The sequence below is a fragment of the Stenotrophomonas sp. YJH_SMC_130 genome (assembly GCF_059369035.1).
This window is the reverse complement of record NZ_JCAFSH010000002.1, coordinates 226,783-239,920: the sequence shown is the minus strand read 5'-3', so window position 1 is coordinate 239,920 and position 13,138 is coordinate 226,783. Positions and strand designations below refer to the sequence as shown.

At 67.7% G+C, this 13,138-nt stretch carries 9 protein-coding genes; 6 read left to right on the top strand and 3 right to left on the bottom strand.

Translation table 11 applies throughout. The annotated features are described in order from the left end of the window. Window positions 1-28 precede the first annotated feature (28 nt). Window positions 29-1,660 (bottom strand): TldD/PmbA family protein, encoded by a 1,632-nt coding sequence (locus tag AC5P5V_RS05295; RefSeq protein WP_181357858.1) that lies wholly within the window; start codon window positions 1,658-1,660, stop codon window positions 29-31. A gap of 677 nt (window positions 1,661-2,337) precedes the next feature. Between AC5P5V_RS05295 and AC5P5V_RS05290 the strand changes: the two genes are divergently transcribed. Next, window positions 2,338-2,952, top strand: coding sequence for a DUF938 domain-containing protein (locus AC5P5V_RS05290; RefSeq protein ID WP_061479391.1), 615 nt, complete (start codon window positions 2,338-2,340; stop codon window positions 2,950-2,952). A gap of 72 nt (window positions 2,953-3,024) precedes the next feature. Here the strand turns inward: AC5P5V_RS05290 and AC5P5V_RS05285 are convergent, their stop codons facing one another. Next, window positions 3,025-6,711 carry an indolepyruvate ferredoxin oxidoreductase family protein gene (locus AC5P5V_RS05285; RefSeq protein WP_061479390.1) on the bottom strand — a complete coding sequence of 1,229 codons (3,687 nt, stop codon included), beginning with the start codon at window positions 6,709-6,711 and terminating at the stop codon, window positions 3,025-3,027. Window positions 6,712-6,879: 168 nt separating this feature from the next. Here AC5P5V_RS05285 and AC5P5V_RS05280 point away from each other — a divergent pair, with 168 nt between their 5' ends. Beyond that, on the top strand, window positions 6,880-7,515 hold the full coding sequence (locus AC5P5V_RS05280; protein WP_061479389.1) for a tetratricopeptide repeat protein: 636 nt from the start codon (window positions 6,880-6,882) through the stop codon (window positions 7,513-7,515). Window positions 7,516-7,694: 179 nt separating this feature from the next. Here AC5P5V_RS05280 and AC5P5V_RS05275 read toward each other — a convergent pair whose 3' ends face one another. Then, the gene (locus AC5P5V_RS05275; RefSeq protein ID WP_005420987.1) at window positions 7,695-9,179 is read right to left on the bottom strand and encodes an AAA family ATPase; all 1,485 of its coding nucleotides are present in this window, start codon (window positions 9,177-9,179) and stop codon (window positions 7,695-7,697) included. Window positions 9,180-9,302: 123 nt separating this feature from the next. Between AC5P5V_RS05275 and AC5P5V_RS05270 the strand changes: the two genes are divergently transcribed. The 4 genes from AC5P5V_RS05270 to AC5P5V_RS05255 are packed head-to-tail and all read left to right on the top strand — an operon-like array spanning window position 9,303 to window position 13,131. After that, window positions 9,303-9,932 (top strand): nucleotide-binding protein, encoded by a 630-nt coding sequence (locus tag AC5P5V_RS05270; protein ID WP_005420986.1) that lies wholly within the window; start codon window positions 9,303-9,305, stop codon window positions 9,930-9,932. A gap of 49 nt (window positions 9,933-9,981) precedes the next feature. Then, a complete protein-coding gene (locus AC5P5V_RS05265; RefSeq protein WP_061479387.1) occupies window positions 9,982-10,458 on the top strand; it encodes a SixA phosphatase family protein in 477 nt (158 codons plus the stop codon). A 4-nt stretch (window positions 10,459-10,462) separates the two neighbouring features. Continuing rightward, window positions 10,463-11,080, top strand: a complete 618-nt coding sequence (locus AC5P5V_RS05260) for a YceI family protein (RefSeq protein ID WP_005420984.1) — start codon at window positions 10,463-10,465, stop codon at window positions 11,078-11,080. Then, window positions 11,077-13,131 carry a phospholipase D family protein gene (locus AC5P5V_RS05255; RefSeq protein ID WP_088496480.1) on the top strand — a complete coding sequence of 685 codons (2,055 nt, stop codon included), beginning with the start codon at window positions 11,077-11,079 and terminating at the stop codon, window positions 13,129-13,131. The genes AC5P5V_RS05260 and AC5P5V_RS05255 overlap by 4 nt, the downstream gene beginning before the upstream one ends. The last annotated feature ends 7 nt before the right edge of the window (window positions 13,132-13,138 follow it).

Below are 13,138 nucleotides of genomic sequence, written 5' to 3'. Positions count from 1 at the left end.
CTGCTCTCCATGTCGAAGGATGGGTGGCTCAAGCGCCGAGACTGCGCGCGGTGTTGATGATGTTGATGCCGTTGAAGCGGGTGGTGGATGAACCGTGCGAGACCGCCGACACCTGGCCCGGCTGGCCCTTGCCATCGAAGAACGAACCGCCCAGGCGGAAGTCGCGTTCATCGCAGATGGCGGTGCAGGCATTCCAGAATTCCGGGGTGCGGATCTGGTAGGCCGCATCCTCGACCATGCCGGCGATCTTTCCGTCCTTGATCTGGTAGTACAGCTGGCCGCCGAACTGCGCGTTGTAACGCTGCTGATCGATCGAATACGAACCGCGGCCGTGGATGTAGATGCCGTTCTCCACGTCCTTGATCATGTCCTCGACGCTGAGCGGTTGCTTGCCCGGCGCCAGCGAGACATTGGCCATGCGCTGGAACTGCACGCTGGACCAGGAATCGGCATAGCTGCAGCCATGCGATGCATCGCGGCCGAGGATGTGGGCTTCATCGCGGGTGGCCTGGTAGTCGACCAGGATGCCGTCGCGCACCAGGTCCCAGCGCTGGGTCTTCACGCCCTCGTCGTCGTAGCCGACCGCACCGAGGCTGCCGGGCTGGGTCTTGTCGGCGAAGAAGGTGACGATGTCGCTGCCCCAGCGGAAGCCGGCATCGCGCTTGTCCAGCGTGGCGAAGCTGGTACCAGCGTAGTTGGCCTCGTAGCCGAGCACGCGGTCCAGCTCCAGCGGGTGGCCGACGTTCTCGTGGATGGTCAGGAACAGATTGGACGGGTCCAGCACCAGGTCGTACTTGCCGGGCTTCACCGATGGCGCCTTCAGTTTCTCGCGCGCGTGGCGGGCGGCCGCAATGGCGTCCTCGACCGGGTCGTAGGAATCGCGGTAGGCAGTGATGCCGCCGGGCAGCTGCACCTTGCCGCGCGCATCGCCATCGAGGAACTCATAGCCCATGCCCATTGGCGAGGACAGGCCGGCGCGGGTGCGGAATTTGCCGCTGGCCTTGTCGATGGCGGTGGCGGTGAACGGCAACCAGATGCGGTGGATGTCCTGGTCGATGAACGAGCCGTCGCTGGAGGCGAAGTACTTCTGTTCGTTGACCAGGAACAGGGTGGAATTGATGTAGTCGGCGCCCGCATCCAGCGCAGCGGCATTGAGGGCCAGCAGCAGCTGGACCTTGTCCTGGATCGGCACCGCCATCGCGTTCCTGCGGATGGGCGTCTGCCAGCGCACTTCACCGACGGACGGCGTGGGTGCCAGTTGCACTGGGCGGGTCTGGATGCTGGCGTTGGCGCGGGCGATTGCTGCGGCCTGCTCGACCGCTGCGCGCACGGCGGCCTCGGTCTGCTGATGGGTGGCAGCAAAGCCCCAGGCACCGTTGACGATCACCCGCACACCCACGCCGGACGATTCTCGGTTGGTCACATTGCCGACCTGGTGCTCGCGGGTGATCACCGACTGGTTGAGGTAGCGGCCGATGCGCACATCGCAGTAGCTGGCCTTGGCCGAGCGTGCGGTGGCCAGCGCGACCTCGGCCAAGCGCCGGCGCTGGGCGGTATCGACCGGCGCCAGCAGCTGCTCGGCGGCGATGGCACGGGAATGCGGCAGCAGCAGGCCGGCCAGGCCCAGGCCGGAAAAAGCCAGGAACTCACGTCGTTGCACAGCGTTTCTCTCTCTCGCTTGCGGTCGGCAACGCGCCGGACCGATCACGTCAACTCCTCGACTTTCGCCAGCGCGGCGCAACCGGGCAAGTGACTGCAGTCATGGTTGGGGAGGGTTTCGGCAGGGCTTGCAGCCCTGCACCTGCTCAATGCAACGGCAACGGCCAAAGCCAGAGCCAGAGCCAGAGCGGCATTCCGTGGGTGGGCGGGGCGGTGTCGGATTGCGGGGACGCCGTGAATCCGTCCATGGAGGCTTGGCAGCCGCATCCATGCGGCTGACACCCCGCAATCCGACACCGCCCCACCTCTGACAGATTCCTGCGGCTGTTGGTAGGTGTCGACCTTGGTCGACACATCTGTCAGGTATCGAAATGAATCCGGGGTCAGATCCGTTTTCCACAGGAAAACGGATCTGACCCCAAGAGCACTTCCGACAGATCGCGGAATCTGTCGAAGGCGGGGTGGGTCCGGTTGCGGGGGCGTGAGCCGCATGGATGCGGCGACCGAGCCTACAGGGACGTATTTACGGCGCCCCCCGCAACCGGGCCCACCCCGCCAACCCACGGAATGCCAGCTTTTGACGTTGCTCTGGTTCCGGCTCCTGCGGGTGCAGGGCTGCAAGCCCTGCAGACACCCCCTCGTGCACAATGGGGCCGACCCCGCCTGGACACCGTCCTGATGTCGAGCAAGCCGTATTCAGAAGCCTGCGAGCGAAACCGCGAACCCATCGCCACCGCACTCGACCCGTGGATGGGCGACCGCCATCGGGTGCTGGAGATCGGCAGCGGTACCGGCCAGCACGCAGCCTTCTTCGCCGAGCGCTGGCCGTGGCTGCGCTGGCAGCCCAGCGACCATCCGGACCATCTGCCCGGCATCGAAGCCTGGCGTGCGGAGGCCGCGCTGCTGAACCTGCTGCCGCCGGTGGCGCTGCAGGTGGAGCTGCCACCGGCAACGGGCCTGGACCTTCCAGAAAGCAGCACGTTCGACGCCGCATTCAGCGCCAACACGCTGCACATCATGGGCTGGGAGTACGTGCAGGTGCTGTTCGGCGCGCTGCCGCCGCTGTTGCGTCACGGTGCGTTGCTGGCGGTGTATGGCCCCTTCAACTACGGCGGTCGCTATACCAGCGACAGCAACGCGCAGTTCGATGCCTGGCTGAAGGCGCGCGACCCGCGCAGCGGTATCCGCGATAGCGAAGCGGTGCAGGCGCTGGCGGCGGACAACGGGTTTACCCGGTTGGGTGACGTGGCGATGCCGGCCAATAACCGGCTATTGCTGTGGCGGTTGGGGTGAACCACCGGCAGTGCCGGCCGTTGGCCGGCAACCGATTGCCAGGAAGATGCCGGCCAGCGGCCGGCACCACCTTCAAGCCACCTGCACGATATGCAGCGCCTTCGGATTGCGCCACTGCGCCAGCAGGGCCGCTTCGCGCGCCTTGGCCTGCGCGAAATGCGCTTCCTTGACATGGCCGAAGCCGCGGATGTGCTCGGGAACGCTGGCGATCTCCACCGCCAGCGACAGACGGTCGTCCTCCAGCCCGTCCAGCAGCACCTGCACCGTCGCCTCGTAATCAGCAATCAGCTTGCGTTCCATGCGGCGCTCCTCGGTGCGTCCGAACACATCGAAGCGGCCGCCACGCAGGAACTTCAGCTTCGCCAACAGACCGAAGGCCTTGAACATCCACGGGCCGTATTCCTTCTTCAGCAGCCGGCCCTGCTCGTCCTTCTTCGCGAACAGCGGCGGTGCCAGATGGAAGCGCAGCTGGTAGTCGCCCTCGAATTGCTGCTGCAGGCGACGCTGGAAGTCGCCGCTGGTGTACAGGCGCGCCACTTCGTACTCGTCCTTGTAGGCCATCAGCTTGAACAGGTAGCGCGCCACGGTCTCGGTCAGCGCAGTGGAACCGCCGATGCGGTCGGCTTCGGTGGCGCGTACGCGCGCTACCAGGTCACGGTAGCGCTTGGCGTAGGCGGCATCCTGGTACTCGACCAGGAACGCGGCGCGGCGCTCGATCATTTCATCCAGCGAGCGCGACAGGCGTGCGTCGTCCAGCGGCAGGAACGCCACGTCGCCACCGTGCGAGGGCAGGCCACGCAGTTCGCGTTCGTCGCCGGTGTTGCGCGGTGCCGCAGTGGCACCCCATTCATTGCCCTCCCACTCGCCTGGCGGCAGCGGATGCAGCGGGCCCGGGGTGGATTCGGTATCGGTATGGCGGTTGCGTACCAGGCCGGCCGCCTGCTGCACGGCCTGCGGATCGACCACGGCCAGGCGGCCCCAGGCGAACGCCTGCTGGTTCATCGCCACGGCGGCGCCGTTGAGTTCGATGGCGCGCATCAGTGACTCGAACGACAACGGTACCAGGCCCTGCTGCCAGGCGTAGCCGAGGATGAACAGGTTGGCGGCAATGGCATCGCCCAGCAGCGCGGTGGCCAGCTGGGTGGCATCGAGCAGCAACGGCTCCTGGCCGCCCAGTGCCACGCGCACGCCGGCGATGATGTCGGCGGCGGGGAACTGCATGTCCGGGCGGGTGGTGAAGGTGCCTGGCATCGCTTCGTAAGTGTTCAGCACCACCTGCGAACGGCCGGCACGGACCTTCGACAGCGCCCAGTAATCGTTGACCACCACCATGTCGCAGCCCAGCACCAGGTCGGCCTCGCCAGCGGCGATACGCACGGCATGGATGTCTTCAGGGCGACGGGCAATGCGGATATGCGTGGTCACCGCGCCGCCCTTCTGCGCCAGGCCGGTCTGGTCGAGCACGGTCGCGCCCTTGCCCTCCAGGTGGCCGGCCATGCCCAGCAGCGCACCGATGGTCACCACGCCGGTACCGCCGACGCCGGTGATCAGGATGTTCCAGGGCTGTTCCAGGCTGTCGCGGAGGGTCGGCGCCGGCAGGTTGTCCAGCAGCGTGGACGCATCGCGCTTGCTGCCCTTGCGCGGCTGGCCACCGTGCACGGTGACGAAGCTGGGGCAGAAGCCGTTCACGCAGGAATAGTCCTTGTTGCAGTTGGACTGGTCGATCTCGCGCTTGCGTCCGAACTCGGTTTCCTTCGGCAGCACCGACACGCAGAAGCTCTTCTTGCCGCAGTCGCCGCAGCCTTCGCAGACCAGCGAGTTGATCATCACCCGCTTCTGCGGGTCTTCCAGCTTGCCGCGCTTGCGGCGGCGACGCTTCTCGGTCGCGCAGGTCTGTTCGTAGATCAGGATCGAAACACCCTTCACTTCGCGCAGGCGCTTCTGCACTTCGTCCAGTTCGCTGCGGTCATGGAACTCGACGTCGCTGGGGAAGTGCTCGCGCTGGCCGGTCCACTTGCCGATGTTGTCCGACAGCACCACGATGGTGTGGATGCCTTCGGCGCGCATCTGCTTTGCAATGTCCGGCACGCTCAGTGGGCCGTCCACCGGCTGGCCGCCGGTCATCGCCACCGCATCGTTGTAGAGGATCTTGTAGGTGATGTTGACGCCGGCGGCGACCGCCTGGCGGATCGCCAGCGAGCCGCTGTGGAAGTAGGTGCCGTCGCCGAGGTTCTGGAACACGTGCGGGGTATCGGTGAACGGCGCCTGCCCGGCCCAGGTCACGCCTTCGCCGCCCATGTGGGTGAAGGTGTCGGTGCTGCGGTCCATCCAGGTCACCATGTAATGGCAACCGATGCCGGCCAGCGCACGCGAGCCTTCCGGCACGTTGGTGGAGGTGTTGTGCGGGCAGCCCGAGCAGTAATGCGGTACGCGCGGGAAACTGGCGCGCGGCAACGCAAGCTCGGCTTCCTTCTCCTGCATCCACTGCAGCCGCTGCTCGATCGATGCGTTGTTGAAGAACTTCTGGATGCGGCGGCCGATCACGCCGGCGATGGTGGCCGGGGTCAGCTCGCCGGTGGACGGCAGGATCCATTCGCCAGTCTCGTCATACTTGCCGACGATGGACGGGCGCTGGCCCCAGCTGGCCGGCCAGTTGAAGAACTGTTCCTTCATCTGGCGCTCGATGAAGGCACGCTTTTCCTCCACCACGATGATGTCTTCCAGGCCCTGCGCGAAGCGCGCGATGCCCTGCGGCTCCAGCGGCCAGGTCATGCCGACCTTGTACACGCGGATGCCGATGTCGGCGCAGGCGGCTTCGTCCAGGCCCAGGTATTCCAGCGCCTGCAGCACGTCCAGGTAGCTCTTGCCGGTGGTGACGATGCCCAGCCGCGCGCGCGGCGCGTCCATCACCACCTTGTCGATGCCGTTGGCGCGGGCGAACGCCTGTGCGGCCTTCACCGCATAGCGGTGCAGGCGCATTTCCTGGTCCAGCGGCGGGTCCGGCCAGCGGATGTTGAGCCCGCCGGTCGGCATCTCGAAGTCTTCCGGCAGCACGATGCGGCGCGCCATCGGGTCGACCTCGACCGAGGCCGACGATTCGACCGTCTCGGCGATCGTCTTGAAGCCGACCCAGCGCCCGGTATAGCGGCTCATCGCCCAGCCCAGCAGGCCCATGTCGAGGATGTCCTGCACACCGGCCGGATTCAGTACCGGCATCATCGCGCTGACGAACTCGTCCTCGCTGCCATGCGGCAGGGTTGAACTGCGGCAGGCATGGTCATCGGCGGCCAGTGCCAGCACGCCGCCGTAGCGCGAGGTGCCGGCGGCATTGGCGTGCTTGAACACGTCGCCGCAGCGGTCCACGCCCGGGCCCTTGCCGTACCACATGCCGAACACGCCCTGCACGTTGGCGCCGGGGAACAGGTTGGTCTGCTGGGTGCCCCACACCATGGTGGCGCCCAGGTCCTCGTTCAGGCCGGGGGTGAACTTCACCTTGGCCGCGTCGAGGTGTTTGCGTGCGCGCCACAGCTCCAGGTCGAAGCCGCCCAGCGGGCTGCCGCGGTAGCCGCTGACGAAGCCGGCGCTGTCGATGCCTTCGTGCGCGTCGCGCAGCCGCTGCATCAGCGGCAGCTTCACCAGCGCCTGCACGCCACTCAGGTAGATCCGCCCCTCGTTGCGGGTGTACTTGTGGTCGAGCGTGTAGTCACGGTCGATCAGGTCGGTGGAGGAGGGCGACGTGAGTTGCGCGGTACTGGTCATGGCTGGCCCGGTCAGGATCGGCTGGCACCGGCCGCATGCAGGCACGCGGCGGGAAAGGCGCGAATTGTAGCAGCGAGGCCCGGCCGCCCCGGCACTCGCGCCGGCGGCCATGCTGGGGTTAGGATCGGGGAGAGAGAGGGGGCTGCGGTTGCGGCCTGGGGAGAAGGGATGTCAGTTGCAGGAAAGATCCTGGGCAGCATGTTGCTGGTCTCGGGAACGGCCCCGGTGTGGGCCGCGCCGGCGGTGCCGGCACCACAGGAGTTCTACTTCGACAGCGATGCGGCCGCCGTGCCCATGATCGTGGTCCAGTCCGACGGGGATGAGCTGGTGGCGCAGCTGCTCAAGCAGCGCGAGCGCGGCCGGCGGACCGTGGAGGCCACCGTGCAGCTGGCGTCGGTGGCCATTGCCCAGGGCCGTACCGAACTGGGTGAACAGCTGTATCGCGAAGCGCTGAAGGATGCGCCGGTGCAGGGCAGCCTGGGCCGTGGCGTGCGCTGGAACTACGGCTGGGACCTGCTGCGTCAGGGCCAGCCCGAAGCCGCCCTGGAGCAATGGCAGGCCGCTGCCGGTGGTTCGCTGAGCAAGCCGGGCTGGTTGCCACCGACCTATGCGCTGGCGCTGTGGCGGGCCGGGCGGAAGCAGGAGGCGGTGCAGTGGTATGCCGCCGCAGTGCGTACCGAGCCGACGCAATGGAGCGACAGCAGCCGCTATGCGCAGTTGTTGCCGTTGTGGCGAGACGACGAGCGTGCCTCGCTGGCGGAAGTGCAGCAGGCGTGGGCGGCCGCGCCGCCGGCCTGGCCCTGAGGGTAGGGGGCGGCCGGGTTGCACCCGGCACCCGCAGAGGCAACAGCGGGCTTCCTTAGGATGGCGGGGTACTGTGGATTTGCGGGGCCGCCGTAAACCCCCAGTCCGGCCAAGCGCGGCTTTTGATGTTCACAGCCAACCAGCCGCCACGAGGGGCTGCGCCGTTCGCTGGAAACCCCTCAGTCGTCTGCAGAAACCGTCCGCCCCGACGCCCATGCCCGCAGTGCCTCTACCTGCTCGGCCATCAGCACCGACAGCGGCCGCGTCGCACGGATCTCGTTCATCAGCAGCTCGGTATCCAACGGCCGGCCTTCGGCGTGCGCTGCATACAGCCCGGCCACGATCGCCTGCTCGATCTCCGCGCCGGAGAAACCATTCGCCGCGGCCGCCAACGCCGGCAGCGCAAAGTCGTCACCATTGAGCTGGCGTCGCCCCAGATGCAGCCGCAGCAGTTCCACGCGCACTTCGGGGGTGGGCAGGTCGACGAAGAAGATCTCGTCGAAACGCCCCTTGCGCAGCAGCTCGGCCGGCAGTTCGTGCACCTGGTTGGCGGTGGCGACGATGAAGACCGGCGCCTTGCGTTCGGCCATCCAGGTCAGCAGGTAGCCGAGCACGCGGCGCGATACGCCACCGTCCTCGCCACCACTGGCCAGGCCCTTCTCGATCTCGTCCATCCACAGCACGCAGGGCGCCAGCTGCTCGGCCGAGGCCAGCGCCTGGCGCAGGTTGGCCTCGGTTTCGCCGTGGTACTTGTTGTACAGCGCACCCACGTCCAGGCGCAGCAGCGGTACACCGAAGCCGGCGGCGGTGGCCTTGGCCAGCATTGATTTGCCGCAGCCCTGCACGCCCAGCAGCAACATGCCGCGCGGCGGGTCCAGGCCGGCCGGTGCCGAGCCGGCGATGAAGGCCACCCGGCGCTGGCTGATCCAGCGCTTGAGCCGGTTGGCGCCGGCCACGTCGCCGAAGCGTGCGCTGTCGTGCTCGAAGAACAGGTGGCCGCTGCGGTTGAGCAGCTCGAACTTCAGCCGTGCCAGCTGCGGCAGGTCGTCGTCGCGCAGCGCGCCATCGGCGTAGATCAGCTGGCGGGCGATGCGGCGGGCATCGACCAGGCTCAGGCCCTGCAGGTTCTTCAGGATCTTCTTCACCGCCTCGCTGTCGACCTCGACACGGCGGCCGCCGTGTTCGCGCGCATAGGCGTCGGCCTCCTCGCGCAGCATCTTCAGCAGGGCGTTGGCATCGGGCAGGCGCGGGTTGAAGCGCACCGCCAGTGCTTCCAGCTCGGCCGGCAGCTCGACCTTGGCGCCGATCAGCACCAGCACGTGCGGTTCGCTGTGGCGGCGCTGGATCAGGTCGCGCAGTGCGCGCTGGTGGCTGGCATAGCCCAGGTAGGGGTGGAAATCGAGCAGCAGGTAGACACCGCGCTGATCAGCCTGGCGGATCATCTGCAGCGCGGCGCTGGCATCGGGCGGGCCGACCGGCGGATCCTCGCGGTCCAGGTCGATGCGGCGCAGGCCCTCGGTGATGGACCAGCGGTGCAGGGCCCGCCACACGTGCATCAGCGTCTGCCGGAACAGTTCGACGATGCGCCCCTCATCCTGGGTCTCGATCACGATCAGGGGGGTATTGGCGCGGATCAGTGCGCTCAGGTCCTGCAGTTCGCTCATGCCGGTTCGATCCTTCGGGGGCGCCACGATAGCAAAGGCGATGGCCACGGGTTCAGCACGGCGCTACCTCCCGTCACCACCGCCGGTGTACGCTCGGGGCACGTACCCGGAAGCGAGGCTGGCATGAAGACGATCCTGGTGGCCGGTTCCAAGGGCGGGGTGGGCAAGACCACCGTCGCCACCCACCTGGCCGCGTACGCGGCATTGCAGGGCAAGGCCACGGTGATCGCCGATGCCGACCCGCAGGGCTCCAGCACCCGCTGGGCACAACGGCGTGCCGGGCTGGAAAGCGCGGTGCTCCCCATCGATGTGTATCGGAAGAAGCAGTGGGCGCAGAAGCTGCCCGACGGTACCGATACCGTCATCATCGATGCACCCGCCGGTGCGCTGGCCGACGATATCCCCCATTTCCTGGACGCGGCCGACGCCGTGGTGGTGCCGGTGCTGCCCTCGGCGCTGGATATCGAAGCCATCGTCGGCTTCCTCAACAGCCTGGCCCAGAACCCGCGCGTGCACAGCCGCAAGCTGCCGGTAGGGCTGGTCCTCAACCGCACCAAACCCTGGACCCAGACCTCGCAGCAGGCATTGCAGATGCTGGCCGAATGGCCGTACCCGGTGGTCGCGCAGCTGCGTGACAGCCAGAGCTACGTGGTCATGACCGGCCTGGGCCGCAGCCTGTTCGACTATCGCTCCGCCCAGGTGCGCGAACACCAGGCCGACTGGGAACCGCTGCTGTCCTGGCTCAAGCTTTGATGCCTGCCTCACTTCTCCTGCTGCATCCTCTTCTCCATGGAAACCCGCGATGCGTGAACTGATCCTGCTGCGCCATGCCCATGCCGAACCCGCCGTTTCCGGCCAGGCCGACCTCGACCGGCCGCTGTCGCCGGTAGGGCTGGCCGAAGCTGAAGCCGCCGGCAAGTGGTTGAAGGAAAACAAGCTGCTGCCGGACTGCGTGCTGTGCTCGCCGTCGCGACGTACCCGTGAGACCCTGGAAGCGGTGATGACGGCCATCGGCTATGTCGAGAAGCGCCTGGAAGACCGGATCTACGAAGCCACCCCGGGCACCCTGGCGGCGCTGGTTGACGAGCGTCGCGACCTGGACCGGGTGCTGATCGTGGGCCACAACCCGGGCCTGGAGCAGCTGGTGGCCCTGATGACCGACGGCACCAGCAGCGACTACCGCGGCATGCCGCCGGGCGGCGTGGCCGTCCTCGGCTTCCCGCGCGAGGTCTCGATCGAGCCGGGCGTGGCCAGCCTGAACGCGTTCTGGTGGCCGTGATCCGATGAGCCAGGCGCGGCGCAGCCGCTTCCTGCTGCCCGCGTTGCTGGCGCTTGGCCCGGCCTGGGCCGCTGTACCCCCACCAACCCCGTTGCCGCCGGTGTCCGCCGAAGCACCGCGGGTACTGCGCCTGGATACCCAGCGCTCGCGGATCGGTTTCGAGGTGCGGACCCGTTTCGGCCAGCGCATCGAAGGCGTATTCCCGCACTTCGAGGGGCGCATCGAGATCCTGTCCGACGGGCGCCACCAGGTGCACCTGAAGATGTTCACCCGTTCGGTGGAGATCCCTGGCAAGGCGCGCTACACCGGCTGGATGCGCGGCGAAGAGTTCTTCGATGCAGGGCGCCATCCGGTGGTCGAGTTCGACTCGCTGCCGTACTGGCCGGAGACGGTGGAACAGGGCGGCGACATCAACGGCCGGCTGACCCTGCGCGGCGTCAGCCACCCCGAGTCGCTGCGGGTCGAGAAGGCGGAGTGCGCCCGACCCGGCTATGATTGCGATGTCGTCAGCCGCGGTACCGTGCAGCGAGGCCGGTATGGAATGGACAGCTGGCAGTTAGCCCTGAGTGACCGAGTGACCTTCGTATTACGTGCGCGCCTGAGCGAGGCGCCGAAACCGTGAACCTCCTGCTGCGTTTACTGGCGCTGGCAACGGTGTTGCTGGGCAGCGGCTGCGCGTCGCTGTCGCATGCCGAGCGCGACCGTGCCGAGGCGATCGCCGTGCAGGCGCGCTCGACCGTGGTCGGCTGCCAGCGCGCCGACCGCTGCGCGCAGGACTCACCGCTGCGAGCGCTGGCCGGCCGGGCGTTCACCGAATCCACCCCCGAACAGCCGCGCCACTACGCCACCCTGCTCGACGAGGGCGAAGGTGCGCTGGTGGCGCGCCTGAACCTGCTGCGCAGCGCTACCCGCAGCATCGACCTGCAGACCTACATCTTCGACAAGGACGACAGCGCCCGGCTGGTCATCGACGAGCTGCTGGCTGCATCGCGGCGCGGGGTGAAGGTGCGCGTGCTGATCGACCAGCTCTCGGCGATCTCCGACCTGCAGATCCTCGGCGCGCTGTCCGGCGCGCACCAGAACTTCCAGCTGCGGGTCTACAACCCGACCTTCGGCAAGGCCCGGCTGAACTACTTCGACTATGCCGGCAGCGTGCTGTGCTGCTTCCGCCGCTTCAACCAGCGCATGCACAACAAGCTGCTGGTGATCGACGATGCGATCGGCGTGGTCGGTGGCCGCAACTACCAGGACGACTATTACGACTGGGACCGCGAGTACAACTTCCGCGACCGCGACGTGCTGATCGCCGGCCCGGAAGCGCGGGCGATGGCCGCCAACTTCGATGCCTTCTGGCATGCCAGGCGCAGCGTGCCGGCCGAGCGCCTGAACGATGTCGGCCGCACCTTGCTGCGCGAGGGCGTGCCGACCCTGCCGCCGGCCAGCTTCCGCCGCCCCGAGCGGGTGCAGCGGGTCAGTGCCGAAGCCAATGACATGGACTTCGTCAGCCGTTCCTTCGTCGATACCGCCTTGCCGGTGGCCTCGGTGCGCTATGTCGCCGACCTGCCACGCAAGCACCGGCGCGAGAAGGCCGATGCGCCGCTGGCGGGCCAGCACGTGACCGAGCCGCAGCTGGATGCGCTGATCGCCGGCGCGCAGGAGGAAGTGATCCTGCAGACGCCGTACCTGGTGTTGTCCAAGCCGGCGCAGAAGCTGTTCCGCGAGCTGCGCAAGCGCCCGCAGCCGCCGCGGGTGGTGGTGTCCAGCAACAGCCTGGCGGCCACCGACAACCCGATCGTGTATGCGCTGTCGTACAAGTACAAGCGGCGCAACATGCGCGAACTGGGCTTCAACATCTTCGAGTACAAGCCGTTCCCGCTGGATGCACCGGTCGACTACCGCAACCTGCTGCCTGATCCGATCGCCGCGCCCGGGGGTGACGACGACGGCGGGCGCAATCCGCTGATCGGCGGCAGCGCCGCGGGCAGCAATGCCGGCGACAGCCGCGATCGCGATGAGCATCCGGCACCCACCGGCAAGCAGCTGGCGGTGAACCCGCGCACTGGCAGTGCCTACCAGAACGCGCGCGAGCGCCGCCGCGCGGCCGGCAGCGAGGTCGAGACCCGCCTGCTGCGCACCGAGACCCGGCCCTCCTTCCTGGGCAGCAAGGCGGTCAACAAGCCGTTGCCGGTCACCCGCAAGGGCGCGCGCATGGGCCTGCATGCCAAGTCGCTGGTGGTCGACCGCCGCATCGGCGTGGTCGGCACCCACAACTTCGATCCGCGCAGCGAGAACTACAACACCGAGGGTGCGGTGATCATCGATGACCCGGCCTTCGCCGAGCAGCTGGCCGAGAGCATCCTGCGCGATATCCACCCGCAGAACTCGTGGACGGTGGCGCCGCGGGCCAAGCCGCCGGTGCTGTCGGGGCTGAACTACAGCGTCGGCAAGGCCTCCGAAGCGCTGCCCATCCTCGATTTCTGGCCGTGGCGCTACGCCACCGACTACGAGTTCAAGCCCGGCCCGGACTGCCCGCGGCCGCTGCCTCGGCAGGACCCAGACTTCCACCGCTGCTATGTCGCCGTGGGCGATTTCCCCGAGGTCAATGTCGGCCCGAAATGGCTGCTGGTCCGCATGCTCACTGCATTCGGCGCCGGCCTCGTTCCCATCCTCTGAAGGTGCC